22 protein-coding genes are annotated in these 21641 nt (G+C 55.7%); 14 read left to right on the top strand and 8 right to left on the bottom strand.

Features of this window, described 5'->3' with window-relative positions; genetic code table 11:
• Positions 1 to 5: 5 nt before the first annotated feature.
• From O2N63_RS14015 to O2N63_RS14000, 4 genes are all read right to left on the bottom strand, one after another.
• Positions 6 to 305, bottom strand: coding sequence for a Dabb family protein (locus O2N63_RS14015; RefSeq protein WP_271054908.1), 300 nt, complete (start codon positions 303 to 305; stop codon positions 6 to 8).
• Positions 306 to 316: 11 nt separating this feature from the next.
• Positions 317 to 1255 carry a bifunctional riboflavin kinase/FAD synthetase gene (locus O2N63_RS14010; protein WP_271054907.1) on the bottom strand — a complete coding sequence of 313 codons (939 nt, stop codon included), beginning with the start codon at positions 1253 to 1255 and terminating at the stop codon, positions 317 to 319.
• Between the two features lie 145 nt (positions 1256 to 1400).
• Positions 1401 to 1838 (bottom strand): MaoC family dehydratase, encoded by a 438-nt coding sequence (locus O2N63_RS14005; protein ID WP_271054906.1) that lies wholly within the window; start codon positions 1836 to 1838, stop codon positions 1401 to 1403.
• Between the two features lie 105 nt (positions 1839 to 1943).
• Positions 1944 to 2819: a TIGR01459 family HAD-type hydrolase gene (locus O2N63_RS14000; protein ID WP_271054905.1), complete on the bottom strand. Its 876-nt coding sequence runs from the start codon at positions 2817 to 2819 to the stop codon at positions 1944 to 1946.
• Positions 2820 to 2931: 112 nt separating this feature from the next.
• Here O2N63_RS14000 and O2N63_RS13995 point away from each other — a divergent pair, with 112 nt between their 5' ends.
• Together O2N63_RS13995 and O2N63_RS13990 are read left to right on the top strand one after the other, a co-directional pair.
• Positions 2932 to 3732, top strand: a complete 801-nt coding sequence (locus O2N63_RS13995) for a M48 family metalloprotease (RefSeq protein ID WP_271054904.1) — start codon at positions 2932 to 2934, stop codon at positions 3730 to 3732.
• A gap of 135 nt (positions 3733 to 3867) precedes the next feature.
• Positions 3868 to 4671 carry a glutathione S-transferase family protein gene (locus tag O2N63_RS13990; RefSeq protein ID WP_271054903.1) on the top strand — a complete coding sequence of 268 codons (804 nt, stop codon included), beginning with the start codon at positions 3868 to 3870 and terminating at the stop codon, positions 4669 to 4671.
• A 59-nt stretch (positions 4672 to 4730) separates the two neighbouring features.
• Here O2N63_RS13990 and O2N63_RS13985 read toward each other — a convergent pair whose 3' ends face one another.
• On the bottom strand, positions 4731 to 5651 hold the full coding sequence (locus O2N63_RS13985; protein ID WP_271054902.1) for a manganese-dependent inorganic pyrophosphatase: 921 nt from the start codon (positions 5649 to 5651) through the stop codon (positions 4731 to 4733).
• Between the two features lie 247 nt (positions 5652 to 5898).
• Here O2N63_RS13985 and O2N63_RS13980 point away from each other — a divergent pair, with 247 nt between their 5' ends.
• A complete protein-coding gene (locus tag O2N63_RS13980; RefSeq protein WP_271054901.1) occupies positions 5899 to 6549 on the top strand; it encodes a DUF2161 domain-containing phosphodiesterase in 651 nt (216 codons plus the stop codon).
• A gap of 190 nt (positions 6550 to 6739) precedes the next feature.
• Here O2N63_RS13980 and O2N63_RS13975 read toward each other — a convergent pair whose 3' ends face one another.
• The gene (locus O2N63_RS13975) at positions 6740 to 7759 is read right to left on the bottom strand and encodes a TraB/GumN family protein (protein ID WP_271054900.1); all 1020 of its coding nucleotides are present in this window, start codon (positions 7757 to 7759) and stop codon (positions 6740 to 6742) included.
• A 219-nt stretch (positions 7760 to 7978) separates the two neighbouring features.
• Here O2N63_RS13975 and O2N63_RS13970 point away from each other — a divergent pair, with 219 nt between their 5' ends.
• The 4 genes from O2N63_RS13970 (at position 7979) to O2N63_RS13955 (ending at position 12168) form a co-directional block, all read left to right on the top strand.
• Entirely contained in the window at positions 7979 to 8266 is a 288-nt protein-coding gene (locus O2N63_RS13970; RefSeq protein WP_271054899.1) for a co-chaperone GroES, read from the top strand.
• A gap of 41 nt (positions 8267 to 8307) precedes the next feature.
• Positions 8308 to 9957 carry a chaperonin GroEL gene (gene groL / locus O2N63_RS13965; protein ID WP_271054898.1) on the top strand — a complete coding sequence of 550 codons (1650 nt, stop codon included), beginning with the start codon at positions 8308 to 8310 and terminating at the stop codon, positions 9955 to 9957.
• A gap of 184 nt (positions 9958 to 10141) precedes the next feature.
• A complete protein-coding gene (locus O2N63_RS13960) occupies positions 10142 to 11278 on the top strand; it encodes a hypothetical protein (protein ID WP_271054897.1) in 1137 nt (378 codons plus the stop codon).
• A gap of 128 nt (positions 11279 to 11406) precedes the next feature.
• Complete coding sequence (locus O2N63_RS13955; RefSeq protein ID WP_271054896.1) at positions 11407 to 12168, top strand: lipase family protein; 762 nt, start codon at positions 11407 to 11409, stop codon at positions 12166 to 12168.
• Positions 12169 to 12426: 258 nt separating this feature from the next.
• On the opposite strand, the gene hemN is transcribed toward O2N63_RS13955, so the two are convergent.
• A complete protein-coding gene (gene hemN / locus O2N63_RS13950; RefSeq protein WP_271054895.1) occupies positions 12427 to 13782 on the bottom strand; it encodes an oxygen-independent coproporphyrinogen III oxidase in 1356 nt (451 codons plus the stop codon).
• 78 nt (positions 13783 to 13860) lie between these two features.
• On the opposite strand from hemN, the gene fnrL reads away from it, so the two are divergent.
• Positions 13861 to 14613, top strand: coding sequence for a transcriptional regulator FnrL (fnrL, locus tag O2N63_RS13945; RefSeq protein ID WP_271054894.1), 753 nt, complete (start codon positions 13861 to 13863; stop codon positions 14611 to 14613).
• Positions 14614 to 14653: 40 nt separating this feature from the next.
• Here fnrL and O2N63_RS13940 read toward each other — a convergent pair whose 3' ends face one another.
• Positions 14654 to 15493, bottom strand: coding sequence for a universal stress protein (locus O2N63_RS13940; RefSeq protein ID WP_271054893.1), 840 nt, complete (start codon positions 15491 to 15493; stop codon positions 14654 to 14656).
• Between the two features lie 218 nt (positions 15494 to 15711).
• On the opposite strand from O2N63_RS13940, the gene ccoN reads away from it, so the two are divergent.
• The 6 genes from ccoN to O2N63_RS13910 all read left to right on the top strand — a co-directional run bounded on the left by ccoN (position 15712) and on the right by O2N63_RS13910 (position 21636).
• Positions 15712 to 17313, top strand: a complete 1602-nt coding sequence (ccoN, locus tag O2N63_RS13935; RefSeq protein WP_271054892.1) for a cytochrome-c oxidase, cbb3-type subunit I — start codon at positions 15712 to 15714, stop codon at positions 17311 to 17313.
• A 14-nt stretch (positions 17314 to 17327) separates the two neighbouring features.
• Positions 17328 to 18062, top strand: coding sequence for a cytochrome-c oxidase, cbb3-type subunit II (gene ccoO / locus O2N63_RS13930; RefSeq protein WP_271054891.1), 735 nt, complete (start codon positions 17328 to 17330; stop codon positions 18060 to 18062).
• A gap of 9 nt (positions 18063 to 18071) precedes the next feature.
• Entirely contained in the window at positions 18072 to 18251 is a 180-nt protein-coding gene (locus tag O2N63_RS13925) for a cbb3-type cytochrome c oxidase subunit 3 (RefSeq protein ID WP_408629821.1), read from the top strand.
• 45 nt (positions 18252 to 18296) lie between these two features.
• On the top strand, positions 18297 to 19181 hold the full coding sequence (gene ccoP / locus O2N63_RS13920; RefSeq protein ID WP_271054890.1) for a cytochrome-c oxidase, cbb3-type subunit III: 885 nt from the start codon (positions 18297 to 18299) through the stop codon (positions 19179 to 19181).
• Positions 19182 to 19639: 458 nt separating this feature from the next.
• On the top strand, positions 19640 to 21052 hold the full coding sequence (gene ccoG, locus O2N63_RS13915) for a cytochrome c oxidase accessory protein CcoG (protein ID WP_271054889.1): 1413 nt from the start codon (positions 19640 to 19642) through the stop codon (positions 21050 to 21052).
• A gap of 98 nt (positions 21053 to 21150) precedes the next feature.
• A complete protein-coding gene (locus tag O2N63_RS13910) occupies positions 21151 to 21636 on the top strand; it encodes a FixH family protein (protein WP_271054888.1) in 486 nt (161 codons plus the stop codon).
• Positions 21637 to 21641: the final 5 nt, after the last annotated feature.

Genomic DNA, 21641 nt, shown 5'->3' with positions numbered 1-21641 from the left:
CGATGCTAATTGCCCTGACCGGACAGGAAATCCGCGGACATGCGCAGGTCGCGCAGGGGGCGCACCTTTTTGATGCTTTCCTGATAAAGCGGGTGGTCCTTGAAGGCGATCAGCTGGGCCTCGTCGTCAAATTCTCCATAAACCACGAAATCCGGGTGAGTACCCGGAATTGGGTCGGTTGCCAGATTGCACCCCACCTCAAGGAACCGTTTGTGCGGAATACCCTGCAAGAGATTAAGCCCATCAAAGATCATGTCCCGATCATTGGGATTGCGTGCGGTGAAAAAGACGACATGTCGGATCATGATATCTCCTTTCAGCGCGCCGCGAGTATCTCGCGCGCAGTGGCGCAATCGGCGTTCATTTGGGTGATCAGTGCTTGCAGGTTTTCGAATTTGCACTCGGGGCGCAGATATTCAATCAGGGCGACGGACAGATGTTCACCGTAAATGTCGCCTTTGAAGTCGAAGATGAAGCTTTCAATATTCGGCAGGTTCTCTCCGAACATCGGGCGCGTCCCCATTGAGGCTGCACCGCCATAAGTGCCTTGATACGGTCCTGTCAAAATATCGATCTCTACCACATAGACACCGAATCTTGGTGGATGCAGACCCGCGATGGACATGTTGGCGGTTGGGAAACCCAGATCGCGTCCGCGCTGGTCACCCCGAATTACCTCGCCTTCGATCCTGTGCAAATGCCCCAGCATACGGGCGGCATCCTGAGGTCGCCCATCGGTCAGCGCCTTCCGGATCGCGGTTGAACTGACTTCTTCGCCCGCATCGTGCATCAGTGGGGCGATGGTCACGCCAAACCCAAGTTCCTGCCCCAGGGCAATCAGGTCATCCGCATTGCCAGCACGCCCCTTGCCAAAACAGAAATCCGCGCCAACAACGATATGGGCAAGCCCCAGCCCGTCAACGATCACATTTTGCGCAAATTCGCGAGGCGTCAGCGCGGAAAGCGTATCGTTGAAACTGAGTTCATAAAGGCGTTCAACATCCAGCTTCTCCAGCCGGTGTGCCCGCGCTTCGGACCCCATCAATCGAAACGGCGGGGCCTTGGGTGCAAAATATTCTCGTGGATGAGGTTCAAAGGTCATAACCCCCAGCGGGGCACCGGTGGCGGTGGCCTCTTTCCGAGCAATATCGATCACATATTGGTGGCCCAGATGGACCCCATCGAAATTGCCAATCGCGGCGGACGCGCCGCGATCTTCAGGGGCTACAAATTGATAGTCTCGAACGATGCGCATGGGGCTGCTCTACCGCTCCAAACGCGCGTGTGCAACCCCAGTGAGCACAGAGCACAGGTGAAACCTGCTCACCTCTTCCTCTTGCAAAAAATATCCCGGGGTGAGCCTCGAAGAGGCGAGGGGCAGCGCCCCTCATTCCAACGTATCAGCTGCGCCGCGGTGCCAGCACCTTTGCCTCACCGGTCAAAACCGGTTTGCCATCCACAAGACACTCCGTCTTGAGCGTGGCGCGACCCTTGACAGGATCCACTTCCATCACCGTCACTTCTGCGGTTACCACATCGCCGGGGCGTACCGGTGCTTTGAAGGCGAGGTTCTGGCCCAGATAGATCGTGCCATGGCCAGGCAGCTGCTCGCCGATCACGGCTGAAATCAGACCGGCGGTCAGCATCCCGTGGGCGATGCGGCCCTTGAACATGGTTGCGTTGGCATATTCGTCATCCAGATGGACCGGATTGCGATCGGTCGACACTTCGGCAAACAGCTCAATATCGCGGTCGGTGACTTCCTTGGTGAGGGTGCGACACATGCCGACCTCAAGTTCATCGGCATGGATGGTGCCACGGGTGATTGTGTCTGACATGGTGTTCCCCTTGCTGTCATTCTTCGAGTAACAAAAGGACGCTCCCCACGTCCATGGCGCAACAATATTACTTTGCAGTCGCAGAAAGCAAGGGGGATTTTACCCTTAACGCAGATATCCAATCGCAAAAGTTGGGGTGATCATTTCCTTTTTCACAAAAGCACTTAGCGCATCGGGATCAGGCTGTGTCGTGGTTCTTGTGTCCCTGCGCGCCAATCCACCGGTGATGAACAGCGAATCGATGTCTTCCCCAAGCGCTCCGCGAATATCGGTGTGGATACCGTCGCCGATGGCTAGAATGCGGGTGTTGGGCACATCGCGCCCCTCGGCCATCATCCGGCGGCGGGCAAGGTCATAAATCGGTGGGTGGGGCTTGCCGAAATAGAGGCTCTCGCCACCCATTTCGGTGTACATCCGTGCCACTGCCCCTGCACACCACTCGCGTTCCTCGCCACGGTCCACAATGATATCCGGATTGGCACAGAGAAGCTTCTGCCCGTGTTGCTTTGCCATCAAAAGGTCAGCGCGCCAGGTGTCGGGATCAGCCATCGGATCAAACGGGCCACAGCAGACAATACCTTCCGCCTCCGCCACCGGCACGCGTGTGATCTCAACCGGGTTGTCGATCACGTGAAGCGGCTCAAAAAATCCCGCATCCCGCTCCCATTCCCCCATGAAAAAGACCTTGTGGCCCACGGCCCCGGTGAACATCGCGGCCCGCGCACTGTCGCCTGAGGTTGCGATGGTGTCATAGCAATCTGCCGGTACGCAAAATTCCGGCAGTTGATTGGCCACGCCTGCACGGGGTTTGGGCGAGTTGGTCACCAGAACCACAAAACCGCCATTTGCGCGGTAGGCGCGCAGTGCGGCCACGGCCTCGTCAAATGCTGTGATGCCGTTATGTACGCAGCCCCAGAGGTCAACGAAGAGGGCGTCATAATTGGCGGATATCTCGGACAGGGCGGTGATGATACGGGTCATGGGGATCCTTTTCGCTTATGGGCGGGATATGCCAAATCAAAGCTGGTTTGACCATGAATATTCGCTAGAACTTATACCAGTTTAGATCATCCAGCCGGGTTTGGAGAGTGACATGACAGAGTTTTTCCAGATCGTGATTGCGTCACCTCTGCGCAAAGTGATCGCCGTGTCGATGCTGGCGCTCGCAGGCTGTACCACCACCACTGACCTGCCAGAAGCACAGAGCAGCCATCAGTCGCAGGCGGAAGGGCTATATCAGGCAGCGCAATACCAGAACGCGGGCAAGCTGTCGCGCGAGGCTGCCGTGGCCCGGTTTCACCGGGTCATGCCGCGGGTCCGTCAGGCTGGCGTGAATTACTGTCGGACCACTCGTCCCGGAGGAAGTGACGCGTTTTGTGCTGTCGATATTGCTATTGACCCCAAACTCAAGGAACCCAACGCCTATTTCACCTTCAACAAGGGACGACCGATTGTTCGGGTCTCAGTGCCGCTGTTGCAAGAAAGCGGATCGGATGACGAGGTCGCTTTTGTGATCGGTCATGAATACGGGCATATGCTGGGGCAGCACATCCAGAAAACTGTGCGTCAGGCACAGGCCGGAGCGTTGATCCTCGGCGCCCTGACCGCAGCGATGGGCGCGGATGCTTCGACTGTGGATCTGGGCATGGATATCGGTGCCACCATCGGCGGGCGCGCCTATTCAAAGGAATATGAGTTGGAAAGTGATATCCTTGGCACCCGTATCGCCTATGCGGCGGGTTACGATCCCGTGAAAGGGGTGCAGTTCTTTGTGCGTTCCGCAGCCAAAAGTGGATCACGCGGGCAGGGCAATTTCTGGTCCACCCACCCGTCGGATCGTCGCCGTGTGGAAGTGGTTCTGGCGGAAGTGGAGCGGATCCGGGCGGGGCGGTGAATGCTCCATAAACGCATGATAGAGTGACTGAAAGGCATGTTAGAGTAGGGTCGGTGGCAGGCTCATTGCAGGCTTTCTCATGCAGATGACAGGAAACATCAGCATCGCTAAACTTGCGAGTATTGAAGGCAAAGCATGAGAGATATTTTGCAAAACCCAATTCTTTATCACATCCCTGTTTGTCCGTTTTCACAAAGGTTGGCCATTCTTCTCCACCTCAAGGGGCATCAGAAAGCCGTAACCTATTCTGTGATCGACATCACGCGCCCTCGGGATCCGGAATTTTTGCGCAAGACGCGTGGCTCGACTGCCTTGCCTGTATTGGAGTTCCCTGATGGGCGAATCCTCAAGGAAAGTTTGGTGATCCTGTCCTATTTTGATGAGACCATCGCTCCACAAATTGCAAGGAGCGATCCGTACGAGCGCGCAGTTGAACAGATGATGGTTTCCATGGAAGGCCCCTTCACAATGGCCGGATATATGATGGTCATGAACCAGGATCGCACCGCTCGCTCAAACCATTTAGAAAAGATGCGATCTCTGTACCGGGATCTCAACGGGTTTCTGATGGATCACAATCCTGATGGGGTGTTTCTGTTCGATCAGTTCGGATTGGCAGAAGCTGTGTTTACCCCCATGTTCATGCGCTTCTGGTTCCTTGACTATTACGAAGGGTTCGAGCTGCCGGAAGGAGAGGAATATGATCGTGTACGCCGTTGGCGGGACGCTTGTCTTTCCCATCCTGCGGCCCAACAGGTGAGCCGCGAAGAGATCGTGAAACTCTATTTTGACTATGCTTTGGGGGCTGGGAATGGTGCACTTGTTGAGGGGCGCAACCGATCCAGTTTTGTGTTTGAGCCACACTGGCAAGATCGCCCATGGCCGCCGCGCGACAAATATGCGCCTTCTCCGTCCGATGCGGATCTGGGTCTCATCTGAGTGGAAAACGAAACGAGGCGCCAAATGGCGCCTCGCTGATCTTGTCCGTTGGGCCGGGCTTACACAGCCAGGTTCGGGATGATCTGTTTTTTGCGGCTCATGATGCCGGGCAGGACCACGGTGTCGCCGTCAACTGTGGCGCCAAAGCTCTTCTCAGCTACGCCTTTGATCAGGTCGTTCGGCACAAACAGAGTGGCTTCTTCGTTCAGGATGTCGACCACGAAGAGCAGCACCTGATCGAGACCATCTTCCTTGCAGACTTCCGGCATGGCGGCGACCAGCTCGTCCTTGCGATCGAGGATCATCTTCGGTGCAGTGGTTTCCAGAACACCCACGCGGAATTTTACGCCATCTACTTCGTATTCTTTGGAATCAAGGCGGCAAAGTTCAGCGGCGGAGAAGGCCGACACGTCTGACTTCGCTTCGAACATTTCCGACGCGTAGGCCGAAATGTCGATGCCTAGATCGGCAGCCAGTTTTTCGGTCACTTCACGGTCGTGATCGGTGGTGGTGGGCGAACGGAACTCCAGCGTGTCCGACAGGATGCAGGTCAGCGCCGCACCTTTGATATTGTCGGGCATCTTGGCGGCATCGTCGCCCATCAGGTCGATCATGATGGTGGCGGTGCAGGCCAGCGGACGGATGGTGATGTCGATCGGGCCTTTGGTCTCCAGGCCACCTACCAGCTTGTGGTGGTCGATGATCGCCTGAACGTCTGCACCGTTGATGTTGGCGGGCAGTTCGGCGGGGTTGTTGGTGTCGACCACAACACAAGCCTGATTGTCGGCCACGTTCTCGATGATCTCGGGCATCTCAAAACCCCAGCGCTCAACCATGAACTGGGCTTCGGTGTTGGGAGTGCCAAGCAGAACGGGTTTGGCGTCAACGCCTTTCACTTCGTTCAGATACCAGGCCCAGACGATGGGCGAGCCGGTGGAGTCGGTGTCAGGCGATTTGTGGCCGAAAACAAGGGTGGTCATGAGATCATTCCGTCTTTGAAACAGGGAGTTTTGGGGCCTTATAAGAGGGGGGGAAGGGCTTGTCACCTGTGTTGGCGCTGACAGATTGGCGCATGTGTGATTTTGGTTGACGGGGCGGGGCGTCGCGCCTTTTCTAGAAAACTAGAAAACTAGAAAACTAGAAAACTAGAAAACTAGAAAACTAGTATTCTGGTTTTGTGATCAAGAGCAGCGGGTCGGCAAAATGAGACCCAAAGGCAGTAGGACAGTGAGCAAACCCGCCGAAACCGATCTTTACGCCCCGGTGAAGGCCTGGCTCGAAGAGCTAGGCTATGAAGTGAAGGCCGAGGTGGCCGGTGCAGATGTGGTTGCGCTTCGTGAGACATGCGCACCTGTGGTGGTTGAGCTCAAATCCGGGTTCTCTCTGACGCTTCTACAACAGGCCGTCGCGCGGCAGGCGATCAGCGACCATGTCTATGTGGCAGTGCCGCGCTGGGCCGGGCGGGCCGGATGGCGGGCATTCAAAGGAAATATCGGTCTATGTCGTCGCTTGGGGCTGGGAGTGCTCTCGGTTCGGATGAACGACGGTTTTGTGCAGTTGCACTGTGATCCGGCCCCGTTTCAGCCGAGAAAATCAAAGGTGAAATCAGCAAAGCTTTTAGGGGAGTTTGTCCGGCGTAAGGGTGATCCCAATACCGGTGGTACCAATGGAAAGATCGTGACCGCCTACCGTCAGGATGCCGAGAAACTTGCTGTACATCTGGCTGAACATGGTCCGATGAAAGGCGCCGCGCTGGCCAGGGCAACCGGGGTCGCGAAGGCTACGACCATGATGGCGGCCAATCACTATGGCTGGTTTGAGCGGGTAGAGCGCGGCATCTATGGGCTGACGGAGCGCGGTCGATCCGAGATCAGCTGACCGTTCAGTTCGACACCGTTTCCACTGAGTGCAACTCAACTGTAACGCCGGAATATTAAAGGCATCATTCCTGCGTCGCCTTACCTGTCCAAATGGATTGTCCTCAGGCTCTAATTTGTCAGATCTGCCGCCACATTTGATGCACTGATTGAGGAATGACCCGCAATTGGGCCATCCACTCTTTTGCGTTTTATGGAAGATCCAGCGCGATTGAAGAGATATTCCAACCGTCCTGTGCCAACAGGTTCAGAAGCCCGGATTCTCCGGGCATATGCGCCGCTCCAACGGCGATCACTGCCCGAGCAGGTTGGTTCTCTTGGGTCAGTTCTTCCAGCCATAGCTGGTTTCTGACCGTCAACATCTGGTACTCCATCTCGGCGATTTCGGCATCCAGCCAAGCCGTGCGCCCTGTTTTGGCTGCGACGTCGCGCCCCTGTTGAAGGCTGACCTCCCAACCAATCTGAAAGTTGCCATCAAAATAACTTTCTACCAGAGCAACGATACTAGATGGATCGTGGTCCATCAGCATTATGCCGGCTTCCATGTCTTCGATCTGTTCGTCGAGAGGATGATCCGAAAACATATCCATCAATGATTGCGGGTCATCTAGCCCGCCTGCTGGAAGATCCAGCTGTGCCGCTGCTTTCTCAATGCGACGGTCAAGCCCAAGTTTTCCTTGGGCAAGGGAGTCGAACATGCAAGGGGGCATGGCGAGCAATAGCCCAAGGAACCAGGGCTGAAGCCGGCTGGCGGCTTCAGGAGGGAGGCCAAGATGTGGAAGATCCGCAAGGGTATCTGTCAGCTTGCTCCACGCTTCGGGGGAAAGCCTCTCATCCAATCCAGGTCCGGACATGATCAGAAACTTTGCAGGATCTCTTTGCATCATGGACTGAAACAGCTGTTCTTCTTCGGATGTGAGTTCAAGAAAGAGCTTATCAGCGCTGGCAAGATGCGGTTGTAGCTGCGCCAACAGAGTATCAAGCCGCGGATCAGGAACGTGGATCGTTCCGATCAAGACCAATGAGCGTTGATCTTTCTCGGCTAGCCACAGCAGCCCCTCAGAATACGGTATGCCATCTACCCGGTCTTGAATGGCCACACGTGTCGACGCAGGCAGGCTGTCCAAAGCATTCGCACCGGTGCACAGAGCATAGGCGGCGCCGTTCAATGCGAACAATGTGGCGAGCGCCAAAGAGAAAAGACGTTGCATGTAATCACTCCGTTTTGTCAGGGTCTTAAATTCTGAAAACGTATAAGTTGAAATGAATTGCAGTGAATGACATTTCGCAAGTGGAAAAAATGAGCTAGGTGCTGTTGACACCCCCCAATCACATGCCTAACTGTTTCGCCGTTAGCACTCTCCTCAGGTGAGTGCCAAAGCGCAAGAAAGCGCAAATTGAAACGAAACTGAGCTTAGGGAGCCTCAGAAATGGCATTTACTCCGCTGCATGACCGCGTTCTGGTTCGCCGTGTTGAAAGCGACGAAAAAACCGCAGGTGGCCTGATCATCCCCGAAAGCGCCAAAGAGAAACCCGCCGAAGGCGAAGTGATCTCGGTTGGCGAAGGTGCCCGCAAAGATAGCGGCGAACTGATCGCACCGGCCGTGAACGCAGGCGATAAAGTCCTGTTCGGCAAATGGTCCGGCACCGAAATCACCATCGACGGTGAAGAGCTGCTGATCATGAAAGAAAGCGACATCATGGGCATCCTGTCCTGATCGTCTGACCAGATTTACCAAGAATACTAGGAGCAAGCATAATGGCTGCTAAGGACGTAAAGTTCGATACCGATGCCCGCAACGCAATGCTGCGCGGCGTCAACATCCTCGCTGACGCTGTCAAAGTGACCCTCGGCCCGAAAGGCCGCAACGTGGTTCTGGACAAGTCGTTCGGCGCCCCGCGCATCACCAAAGACGGTGTATCTGTTGCCAAAGAGATCGAGCTGGAAGACAAGTTCGAAAACATGGGCGCGCAGATGGTCAAAGAAGTGGCTTCGCGCACCAATGACGAAGCTGGCGACGGCACCACCACTGCAACCGTTCTCGCTCAAGCCATCGTTCGCGAAGGTCTGAAGCAGGTTGCTGCTGGCCTGAACCCGATGGACCTGAAGCGCGGCATCGACCTGGCGACTGCCAAGGTTGTTGAAAGCATCAAAGCATCGGCGCGCCCGGTTGCTGACAGCGACGAAGTTGCTCAGGTTGGCACCATCTCGGCCAACGGCGAAGCTGAAATCGGCCAGCAAATCGCAGATGCGATGCAAAAAGTTGGCAACGAAGGTGTGATCACCGTCGAGGAGAACAAGGGCCTCGAAACCGAGACCACCGTCGTTGAAGGCATGCAGTTCGACCGTGGCTACCTGTCGCCTTACTTTGTGACCAACCCTGACAAAATGATCGCTGATCTGGACGACTGTCTGGTTCTGCTGCACGAGAAGAAACTCTCGTCGCTGCAGCCGATGGTTCCGCTGCTGGAGCAAGTGATTCAGTCGCAGAAACCGCTGCTGATCATCGCTGAAGATGTTGAAGGCGAAGCGCTGGCAACTCTGGTTGTGAACAAACTGCGCGGTGGCCTGAAAATTGCTGCTGTTAAGGCTCCTGGCTTCGGCGATCGTCGTAAAGCCATGCTGCAAGACATCGCGATCCTGACCGGTGGCCAGGTGATCTCGGAAGATCTGGGCATGAAGCTCGAAAGCGTGACCATGGACATGCTGGGTTCGGCCAAGAAAATCGAAATCACCAAAGACGAAACCACCATCGTTGACGGTGCTGGCGAGAAGGCCGAGATTGAAGCACGTGTTGCTCAGATCCGCACTCAAGCCGAAGAAACCACCTCGGATTATGACCGTGAAAAGCTGCAAGAGCGCGTTGCCAAACTGGCAGGCGGTGTTGCGGTGATCCGCGTTGGCGGCATGACCGAAGTGGAAGTGAAAGAGCGCAAAGACCGTGTTGACGATGCGCTGAACGCGACCCGCGCTGCTGTACAAGAAGGCGTGATCGTGGGCGGTGGCGTTGCTCTGGTTCAGGCTGGTAAGGCGCTGGCTACTCTGGAAGGTGCAAACTCTGACCAGAACGCTGGCATCGTGATCGTCTCGAAAGCTATCGAAGCCCCGCTGCGTCAGATCGCAGAAAACGCCGGTGTGGATGGTGCTGTTGTGGCTGGTAAAGTGCGCGAAAACGACGATACCTCGTTTGGTTTCAACGCTCAGACCGAAGAATATGGTGACATGTTCTCGTTTGGCGTGATCGACCCGGCCAAAGTGGCGCGCACCGCGCTGGAAGATGCAGCATCCATCGCTGGTCTGCTGATCACCACCGAAGCCATGGTAGCCGACAAACCGTCGAAAGACGGTGGTGCTGGCATGCCGGGCGGCGGCATGCCCGACATGGGCGGCATGGGCGGCATGATGTAAGCAGTTTGCCAGATGGTAAACGCTGCATCTCGCAGAAATTAGGAATGGCGGTCTTCGGGCCGCCATTTCTTTTGCCGAAAGAGGGCGAATAAGGGGGGGGGGAGAATTTTTCGTTTCCCCCTTACAACTTCCGGTCATCCCGCCTATGTTAACGCCTGTAACATGAATTTTGGCGGAGACAGCCATGTTTCGACCTTTGCTTATTTCTTTGCTGACCCTTGCAGCGCTGCCTGTGAGCGCGCAAGAGGTTTATCGGTTTGGCGATGACGCCTATATGGCAGGTGACAATGTCACCCTAAGTGGCGACGCGGTTGATGATGCCTTTATTGCGGGCAACACCGTGGTGATTTCCGCCCCGGTAGAAGGATCCGCCCATGCTGGGGGGCGTTCGGTCTCTGTTTCCGGCCCCGTGGGCAACAATGTCTATGCTGCGGGTATGAATGTGAACCTGGCCGCAAGTGTGGGCGGAGATGCGCAATTGGCAGGGGATACCGTGCTGGTGGCCGCACCTGTCTCGGGTGATCTGCGCGTTGCAGCGCAACGGGTTGAAATTACGGGCTCTGTTGGTGACAGTGCTTTGGTTGCTGCGGAAAACATTCTGTTGACCGAGGTGATCGCAGGTGACGCCAGCTTTGCCACCGACAACATCTCTTTCGGGGCGAATGCGCGTATTGATGGCACACTTTATCTTTATGCCGAAGATGTGGATGCAATCGATGTGCCGGATCATGTGGTTTCAGCGGATCGCATTGAACGCCTCGCTGCGGACGAGTTTGACGGATCTGCCTCGCCTGAAGGGGGCGCAACGCGTGCCCCCGAAAGCAATGGGGGCTTTCTGTCCTGGCTCGGAGGAAAAATCGGCGCAATCCTCACCCTCACCGTTGTTGCCAGCGTTGTTGCTTATTTTGCCCCAGGTTTCCTGATGGGATTGCGTGATCGCACACTGGAAAGCCCGTTTCGTGCGATCTGGATGGGCTTTCTATCCATATCCGCATTGGCTGGAGCCTTGTTCGTTTTAGGGGCCACCGGTTATGGCATTCTCCTCGCGCCCTTCGCGATCCTTGGTGCGGTGCTGTTAGGGATTGCGGGATATGTAATCGGGACCTACCTCCTGGGAGTTGGTGCGGTCAAATTGGCGGGGCAACCGTTGCCAGTGACCTTCCTGGAGCGCGCTGTTGCAGCCTTGGTAGGAGCTGTGTCCGTCACCGTTTTGGCATTGATCCCGGTGGTGGGGTGGCCAATGGTGCTTGCCGTCACATTGGCAGGCGCAGGGGCTCTCATGATCCGCTGGTTTGCCCCGGGTTTCTATACCGAAGTCTGAGTGTCTTCAGGTGATACCTGAGCAACAATGGAGGGCGCCTGCGGGCGCCCTTTTCGGAGCAATGCGCAAATCCGCGCATGTCCCAGCTACCCCTCGCATCGTGATAAAATCTTTCCTATTTATGTTTCATGTTCAAAAGATCCTATAACAAATTTCTTCTGCCGCTTCTGATGGCACTGAGTGCCCCTCTTCCCGCGGCAGCGGAATGCGTCGTCCTGCTGCACGGATTGGCACGATCTCCGTCGTCTCTTTGGGTGATGGAGGAGGCGCTGGAACTTGAGGGTTATGAAGTGGTCAATCTTGGCTATCCCTCAACTGAGGCGAAAATTGGCGCTCTTGTGGAACAGGCTATACCGCCCGCGGTTCAGGCCTGTGGTGATCAGCCGACCCATTTTGTCACTCACTCGATGGGAGGGATCCTTGTACGGGTCTGGTTGGAAGAAAATCAGCCAAAGGTTCTCGGTCGCGTGGTTATGCTGGCCCCCCCAAACAATGGCTCACAGCTGGTGGATGCCTTTGGGTCTCTGGAGCCATTTGAATGGATCAATGGTCCGGCGGGCTTACAACTGGGCACAGGTCAGCACTCTGTTCCGAACCAAGTTGGAAGCCCGGATTTCGAGCTCGGCGTAATTGCCGGAAACAGGTCGCTAAATCCGATCTATTCGGCGCTGATTGAGGGAGAGGATGACGGAAAAGTTTCTGTGCAAAACACGATGATAGAAGGGATGTCGGATCACATTACCCTTCCGGTGACCCACACGTTCATGATGACCAATCCATTGGTCATTGCTGAGGCGATTTCGTTTTTGCAAACCGGAGCGTTTGAGCATGGTCTGACAATCGGGGATGTGATCGAACGGGTTGCTCGGGAGGCTGGGTATCTGGATTGAGGATGCGAGATCACTCTGAACCAGAAGCCTGTGATTGTGTTTAAGGTTGGCGTGACAGGTCACTTATAAGCGCTGGTTCATTGGCTGCCCCGTTTTGCCAGATACAGCCTTGCCAACACTTCAAGGATCGATTCTAGTTTTCTAGTTTTCTAGTTTTCTAGTTTTCTAGTTTTCTAGTTTTCTAGTTTTCTAGTTTTCTAGTGAAATGAAAAAGGCGCACCGATAATCGATGCGCCCAAATCGGAGTATCTTTTCAGGTTATACGGCTTGGCTGTGCCCTGCTTCATTCATTTCATAGGCGTCGAAATACCTTGCTACGATGCGGGCGAGGGGGCGCGCCGTGTCTTCGATTCGCATAGTGTTGCCTGTGAAGGAGATTGTGCCCGGCATAGCTTCATCCAGACCATCAGCCATGGCGATCAGGCGCGCAGTGTCATCCTTCAACTCAGATGCCACCTGTTCAAAATCCACTTCGAAGTCGCACAACAGAAGTTCGATGATACGACCGCGTACAAGATCGTCATGATCAAACGCATGGCCTTTTGCCGTCGTTAGTGTGCCGGCGCGGGCCGCAACCTGATATTTCGATGTGGCTGGTTCGTTTTGTGCGTATCCCTGAGGGTAACGTGAGATTGAGCTGGCGCCCATACCGATCAGAACCTCGGAACTGTCTTCCGTATAGCCCTGGAAATTCCGACGCATCGTGCCGGCTTTGTGGGCCGTGGCCAAACCGTCTTCGGGTTTCGCGAAGTGGTCAATTCCGATTTCTTCATACCCCGCTTCGAGGAACAGCTCGCGGGCGGTATTGAACAACTCCAACCGACCTTCCGGGGTGGGCAGGGCTTCGGTTGGGATCAGGTTTTGGCGTCGCGCCATCCATGGAACATGTGCATAGCCAAAAAGCGCAACCCGGTCGGGGCTGAGGCTGATCAGCTTGTTGACCGAATCCGTGATCCGCGCCTCATTCTGATGGGGCAGGCCATAGAGAATATCCATGTTCAGGCTGGTGATGCCGCGCGCGCGCAGCCCATCCACGGTTTCTTTGGTGATCTCATAGCTCTGAGGGCGGCCAATGACTTCCTGGATCATCGGGTCGAAATCCTGCACGCCAATTGAGGCGCGGTTCATACCCGCTTCGGCTAAGGCATCCAAGCGGGCGCCGTCCACTTCGGAGGGGTCGATTTCAACCGAAAACTGTGCATTGTCCGCAAGGGGAAGCGTGTCCAGGATCGCTTCCGTCAGTTCGGTGATCATCTCGGGTTGCAACAAGGTCGGCGTGCCACCGCCCCAGTGCAGGTGCTCCATCTTTACCCCAGGGGCAATCAACCCTTTCAGCGTCGCCAATTCCTGCTTGAGCGTATCGAGATAGGCACGCACGGGCTCTGCCGTAGCTGTGCCCTGGGTGCGACAGGCGCAGAACCAGCACAGGCGGCGGCAAAACGGGATGTGGACATAAAGTGAGATCGAATCTCCCGACGGGATCGCCTTGATCCAATCGGTAACCACGTCAGGGCCAAAGCCCGGTTTAAAATGCGGGGCCGTTGGATAGCTTGTGTAGCGGGGCACACGAGCGTCAAAAAGTCCAAGGCGTCTGAGTTGCGTAAGTGTCTGCATTCCAGTAGCGTGTAACGTGAAACGCGACCATAACCTTGATCAGGATCAAGCGGATCATTGATCCGTTAAATTTTTAAAATGAACACAGCTATAAAAGACGCCGCCTTCAACCCTCGCGATTGCGGCTCCTGCCCCATTCGCCATCGTGCCGTTTGCTCGCGCTGTGAGCCGGACGAACTCGATCGGCTGGACGCTATCAAATACTACCGTAGCTACGAGGCTGGGCAGCCAGTGATTTGGGCAGGCGACCATATGGAATTTGTCGCTTCGGTTGTCAGTGGTATTGCGACCCTGAGCCAGACGATGGAGGATGGGCGCACGCAAATGGTTGGGTTGCTCCTGCCATCGGATTTCATCGGTCGTCCCGGTCGGGATTTGGCGCCTTTTGACGTGGTGGCGGTTTCCGATCTTACTGTTTGTTGCTTCCGCAAGAAGCCGTTTGAAGAGTTGATGGCCTCGACCCCCTCTATCGGCACGCGTCTATTGCAGATGACGCTTGACGAACTGGACAGCGCGCGCGAATGGATGCTGGTGCTTGGGCGGAAGACTGCGCGTGAAAAGATTGCCAGTCTTCTGGCGATCCTCGCGCGCCGGGATGTGGTTCTGGGCAAAACGCCACCCACCTCAGGCATGAGCCTGGATCTGCCGCTGACGCGGGAAGCAATGGCAGATTATCTTGGACTGACGCTGGAAACTGTCAGCCGTCAGATATCGGCTCTGAAAAAAGCAGGGGTCATCATACTTGAGGGCAAGCGTCACGTCATAATTCCGGATATCGAGGTGCTTCTGGCTGAAACCGGAGATGATGTGGACGGAGGACCGCTGACCTGATGCAAACACTTTGCCCTCTTGTTGGGCGTATTGCATCTCCTCAGTGGGTCAGAAAAACAGGTTTTTCCGAGACTTCCAGCATGTGTCGTGTCGCACCACCAAGGATTGATTCGCGGAAACGCGAATGTCCGTAAGCGCCCATGACAATCAGATCTGCGTCTTTGTCGCGAGCATGGCGGTTCAGAATGTCTGAGATCCTCGGCATGGTTTTTGCCAGCACCGCAACTTCAGCCCGCACACCATGTCGGGCCAACATCTGACTGAGCAATCCACCGGGGTCCGAACGCTCTGGCCCGTGAGTGGGAGGATCAATGATTGCAATCGAGACATTCTCGGCGCGCGACAAGATTGGCATTGCGTGGCGGATGGCGCGCAGCGCTTCGGTGCTTTCATTCCACGCAACAACGACGTTCTTGATGGGGTCTGCCAGTTCGGTCTCATCAGGCATGACGAGTATCGGAACCGAGCCATCAAACAGCGCAGCTTCAACAATGGCTTCCATTTCGTGGCCGCGCCCTTCGCCATATGGTCTTGGCAGCACAACCAGATCGGAAAACCGTGTGTGGTGCGCAATAAGGCCGTTCAGGGCGACCATCTGTGCGGTAACGGTTGATGTAGACCATGGGCAGACCGCGCCTGACAATTTGGTTCTGATGCCGTCTTCCACTTCCAAGGCGGCTTCGCGGGCCTGCGCCAAATTGTCCTGAATGACCATTGCCGAGGCACCGGCATAGTAGAAACCCTGCTGTGAATGATCGAGTCCAAGGCAGATTGCATTGAGGTGGGCATCTCTGGCCTGAGCGAGGTTCAGCGCGGCATTAAATGCTGATTTGCAAAGACTTTTGTCGGTCAGGACGGTGGTAATTGTCTTGTAATCCATGGGGCGCTCCGAATTCTTTACTTCAGATTGCACATTGGGGGGCGTGCGACGCATTGACATGGGTCAAGGCACTGGAAATCCGGCGTGCTGCGACAGTTTTGACATGGATCAAGGTAGGCCGTAGGGGATAGGTCCAAACCGACATCAGTCGAAAAATGTCTCCGAGCCCAATTTTGGGGGGGCGGGGGCGTTGTATGACAATGACGAAGGGACGAATAATGTGGGATTACCTAAAATTGGTGGTGTACGGCCTTGTTGCACTTTTGGCCGCCATTGCCGCTAGCTATGCCCGCGACGTAGCGTACCAGGTGCACGCCATCTTGGTGACATTAATCGCGGTAGGGCTTTTCGTTTACTCACTTAAGAAAGTGGGCGAACCGAAAGTCGTTGAAACAGGATATATGGATGGGCCCGTGCGTGTGGGCGCCGCGCTGACCGCCTTTTGGGGTGTCGTTGGTTTTCTGGTGGGGACGTTCATCGCGTTCCAGCTGGCCTTTCCGAGCCTCAACTTTTCTTGGGCTGAAGGTTACTTGAATTTCGGACGTCTGCGTCCGCTGCACACTTCAGCGGTTATTTTTGCCTTTGGCGGGACAGCACTTATCACGGCGTCCTTCTATATCGTGCAACGTACCTCTGGTGCGCGGCTCTGGGGTGGGAACCTGGGCTGGTTTGTGTTCTGGGGATACCAGATTGTGATCCTTCTGGCGGCCACCGGCTATCTGTTGGGTGCGACGCACGGCAAGGAATATGCTGAACCAGAATGGTATGTAGACCTCTGGCTGACGGTTGTGTGGGTCGCATTCCTTCTGGTCTTCTTGGGCACGTTGATGAAGCGGAAAGAGCCGCATATTTACGTGGCCAACTGGTTCCTGCTGTCGTTCATTGTCACCGTCGCCATGCTGCACGTTGTGAACAACCTGTCGGTTCCGGTGTCGATCTTCGGTTCGAAATCGGTTCAGCTCTTCGCTGGTGTGCAGGACGCCATGACACAGTGGTGGTATGGCCACAACGCCGTGGGCTTCTTCCTGACCGCGGGCTTCTTGGGCATGATGTACTACTTCGTTCCAAAACAGGCTGAACGTCCGGTCTTCTCATACAAACTGTCGATCATCCACTTCTGGGCGCTGATCTTCCTGTATATCTGGGCTGGTCCGCACCACCTGCACTACACGGCACTGCCGGATTGGGCGTCGACCCTTGGCATGGTTTTCTCGGTCATCCTGTGGATGCCTTCGTGGGGTGGCATGATCAATGGTCTGATGACCCTGTCAGGCGCTTGGGACAAACTGCGCACCGACCCGGTGATCCGCATGATGGTTGTGTCGATCGGTTTCTATGGCATGTCGACCTTCGAAGGTCCGATGATGTCGATCCGCGCCGTGAACTCGCTCAGCCACTACACCGACTGGACCATTGGTCACGTGCACTCCGGTGCGCTTGGTTGGAACGGCATGATCACCTTCGGGATGCTCTACTTCCTCGTTCCCCGTCTGTGGGGCCGCGCAGGTCTTTACAGCAACAAACTGGTTAGCTGGCACTTCTGGCTCGCCACCATCGGTATCGTGCTCTACGCCGCATCGATGTGGGTGACTGGGATCCTCGAAGGCCTGATGTGGCGCGAAGTTGATGCGCAAGGCTTCCTGGTGAACTCGTTCGCCGACACCGTAGCCGCCAAGTTCCCGATGTATGTGGTGCGTGGCCTGGGTGGTGTGATGTTCCTCTCTGGTGCATTGATCATGTGCTACAACCTCTGGATGACCGTTAAGCGTGCACCGGCTGCTGAAGCAGCAGGCGACGCCCAAGCGGCACCGGCTGAATAAGGAGGGAAGGACCAATGGGAATTCTCGACAAACACGGCGTTATTGAAAAGAACGCAACGCTTCTTCTGGTCGGTAGCCTTCTGGTTGTCACCGTGGGTGGTATCGTAGAGATCGCACCGCTCTTCTACCTCGAAAACACAATCGAGGATGTGGAAGGCGTGCGCCCCTACTCACCGCTCGAGCTTGAGGGTCGGAACATCTATATCCGCGAAGGCTGCTATGTCTGCCACTCGCAGATGATCCGTCCGATGCGTGACGAGGTGGAGCGTTATGGTCACTATTCACTGGCTGCTGAAAGCCAGTATGACCACCCGTTCCAGTGGGGCTCCAAGCGGACAGGTCCTGACCTGGCCCGCGTGGGTGGCCGCTATTCGGATGAGTGGCATGTAGACCACCTGATCGACCCGCAATCGGTTGTGCCGGAATCGGTGATGCCACCGTATGCCTTCCTGGCGGACAAAATGATCGAGCCGAAATACGTTCGTGACCTGATGGAAACGAACCGGATCGTTGGTGTGCCTTACACCGATGAGCAGATCGCCAACGCCGAAGCTGACTGGCTGAGCCAGGCAGATCCGGACGGTGACAATTCGGACGTCGACGCCCTGTTGGCACGCTATCCGAAGGCGCAAGCGCGCAACTTCGATGGCACGCCGGGCGTGTCCGAAATGGACGCTCTGATCGCTTACATGCAGATGTTGGGCACTCTGGTCGACTTCTCGACCTTCACGCCTGACGCAAGCCGGTAAGGAGTAGGGATGATGGACACTTATAGCATTATGCGAGCTTTCGCAGACAGCTGGTTCCTGATCGCGATGTTCGTGTTTTTCATCGGGGCTGCAATCTTTGCATTCCGCCCCGGTTCGAAGAAGGTGCATGACGACATCGCGAACATCCCCTTCCGCCACGAAGACAAACCTGCCGGTGACCGGGACTGATCCCTTGGTTCAGTTTCCGGCGCTCAGCTCAAGGAGTTGCGGCAAATGAGTAAAAAACCTGTAGAGAAGAAAGAGGTCGAAACGACCGGCCATGAATGGGATGGCATTCAGGAGTTCAACAACCCCCTGCCGCGGTGGTGGGTCTGGATCTTCTATGCCACCATCATCTGGGGTCTCTGGTACACCATCGCCTATCCGGCCTGGCCGCTGGTGAAAGGTGCCACCGCTGGTTATCTGGGGTATTCGACCCGTGGTGAAGTTGCCGACGAAATTCAGCGCTTCAAGGACATGAACGCCGAATTGGAAACCCAGCTGGCTGCCGCGGATCTGACCACGCTCGAGCGCGGTTCGGACTTGCACAACTATGCCATTCAGTCGGGCAGCGCGACCTTTGCGACCTTCTGCTCGCAATGTCACGGTGCCGGTGCCAACGGCATCAAAGAGGAATCGGGCTATCCGAACCTTCTGGACAATGACTGGCTGTGGGGTGGTGCGATCGAAGAGATCCAGACCACTGTGCAATATGGCATCCGTGCTGCGGACTTCGAGGACGATACCCGTTTCTCGGAAATGCCTGCCTTTGGTGACGATTACCTCTCGGACGAGGAAATCAGTCAGGTCGTGAATTATGTAATGAGCCTGTCGCCCGCTACCAAAGCAGATGCAGACGCCTCTCTGGCTGATGCTGGTGCCGTGGTGTTTGAAGACAACTGCTCGTCCTGCCATGCCGAAGACGGCACCGGGGATCGCGCACAGGGTGCGCCGAACCTGGCTGACGCGATCTGGCTTTATGGCAGCAGCGAAGAAGACATCGCACATAGCGTTGCAGTTGGTCCGAAGGGCGTAATGCCTGCCTGGAAAGGCAAGCTGACCGATGCACAGATCAATGCTGTTGCGGCTTATATTCATCAGCTGGGCGGTGGCGAATAAAAGCCATCGGCCAGTTCGAGATCCGGGGCCTCACTCCCCGGTATGGCACCGATCCCTGATCCTGTTCGCGCGTTTCTCCGGGATCGGTGCCTTCATATAGAAAGGTCCGGACCATCGGTCCGGGCCTTTTCCTTTGTGGGGGCTTGTCTGGGGCGCTTTGGGCTGACAGCGGTTGATATCCGAGCGCGTGTTGTTCGGTTCATCATCAAACAGACATGGCGAATGAGAAAATTGCGGTGGACCACCATGATATGTTGTTTGATTGATCGTTTCAGGGTGCGGCCTTTTGACTGGCTGCGACGAGTTGGCACCGCGACATTTTGTAATATATAGTAAATACAATTGCTTATATAGATGAACGCGTGAAGGAATTCCAAAAATCTTGATCCACATCAAGGTTCGGATGTGGAATAATTCTTAATCACAGAAAGCACGATTTTCAGGACAGGACCCTGTCGATGTCAGATACACCGGAACAGCTCTACGCCCCACGTGAACCAGTTTTCCCGAAAAGGGTGAAAGGATTTTTCCGCAGCCTCAAATGGTGGATCATGGCGGTCACCCTTGGGATTTATTATTTCGCTCCATGGATTCGCTGGGACCGTGGTCCCAATCTGCCGGATCAGGCTATTCTGGTGGATATGGCGAACCGCCGCTTCTTCTTCTTCTGGATCGAGATCTGGCCGCACGAGTTTTACTTTATCGCCGGTCTGCTGATCATGGCGGGGCTTGGTCTGTTCCTGTTCACGTCTGCTGCCGGGCGTGTCTGGTGCGGCTATGCCTGTCCACAGACCGTATGGACCGACCTCTTCATTCTTGTGGAGCGTTGGGTAGAAGGCGATCGCAATGCGCGCCTGCGTCTTCATCGCCAGAAGTGGAACGGTGAGAAACTCCGTAAACGTCTGGTGAAATTCGTGTTGTGGACCTTGATCGCTGTGGCGACCGGTGGTGCCTGGGTATTCTATTTTGCCGATGCTCCAACGCTGCTGATGGATCTAGTCATCGGTCAGGCCCATCCGATGGCCTATTCCACGGTTCTGGTTTTGACAGCGACGACCTTCTTCTTTGGCGGGATCGCCCGCGAGCAGGTGTGCATTTACGCCTGCCCATGGCCGCGTATTCAAGCCGCGATGATGGACGAGGACACGATTACCATCGCCTATCGCGATTGGCGCGGCGAACCACGTGGTAGGGGAAAACAGCGGGACGACCTTGGCGACTGTATCGACTGTAATGCCTGTGTGAATGTCTGCCCGATGGGAATCGACATTCGCGATGGTCAGCAGATGGAATGCATCACCTGCGGCCTCTGCATCGATGCCTGTGACGAAATGATGGACAAGGTTGGTAAGGATCGCGGCCTGATCGATTATCTTGCTTGGAAAGACGAGGCGAAAGAACGGGCGGGACATGCCAAGGTCCCGGTCATGAAGCACCTCCTGCGTCCGCGCACTATTCTCTATACCTCGCTCTGGGCTTTGGTGGGAGTTGGCTTGACTGTAGCACTTTTTGTGCGTCCCGCAGTGGATGTGACCATTCGCCCGGTGCGCAATCCAACCTATGTGACCCTGTCCGACGGCGCTATTCGCAACACCTACGACGTAGGCGTGCGCAACCGTCACGGAGAGGAATGGCCTTATTATTTCGCTCTGCCGCTCGGCTCAGATCTGAAGATCGAATTGGAAGGTTCGGACAAACTTGTGGTCGTAGCGGAACCCGACACCGAAGCCAAGCAACGGGTCTATGTGGTGGCCCCTCCGGGATCGGAAGCGGCCCGCAAGGATCGCACCGAGATCCGTCTGTGGATCGTGGATGGTGTGACCGGTGACCGGGCTCACTTGGATACAGTGTTTAACGGGCGCGGAAAGTAAGCGGTCGACATTGCCGGGCATTGTGGCCCGGAACATGATAGAAACTCGCTGGGGGCTCCTAAGGGGACGCCCAGCACACTCTGAAAAGGCGCGAACAGATGAGTGACAAGACGGAAAAGAAAGAATTCGAACTCACCGGCAAGCATGTGCTGGCGATCACCGTATCGGCGTTTGCCCTGATCATCGGGGTCAACCTGTTCATGGCCTATTCGGCAATCGGGACGTTTCCCGGGCTTGAGACCGACAACTCCTATGTGGCCAGTCAGCAGTTTGATCAGCTGAAATCGGCTCAAGTGGGGTTGGGTTGGGATGTTGAGGCCAAGGTGGATGGAGAAACTCTCGTGCTCGGGATCCGAGACGCAGATGGCATCCCAGTCGAGGTGAAGTCGATTTATGCGATTTTTGGCCGTGCAACGCATGTGAAGGATGATCAGGAGCCCGCATTCAGCCAGTCTGCTACAGGTGATTACCGCGCAAATGTCGGTCAGTTAGATTTCGGAAACTGGAACCTGCGGGTGAATATTCAGGCAATGGACGGGACTGCCTTCCAGCAACGCATTCCCATCTACATTGCCCGGAATTGACGGCA

This window comes from Aliiroseovarius salicola, from assembly GCF_027891095.1.
GTDB classification, from domain to species: Bacteria; Pseudomonadota; Alphaproteobacteria; order Rhodobacterales; family Rhodobacteraceae; genus Aliiroseovarius; species Aliiroseovarius salicola.
Note: the sequence above shows the minus strand (reverse complement) of the source record. Positions and strands in the feature narration are given on the sequence as shown.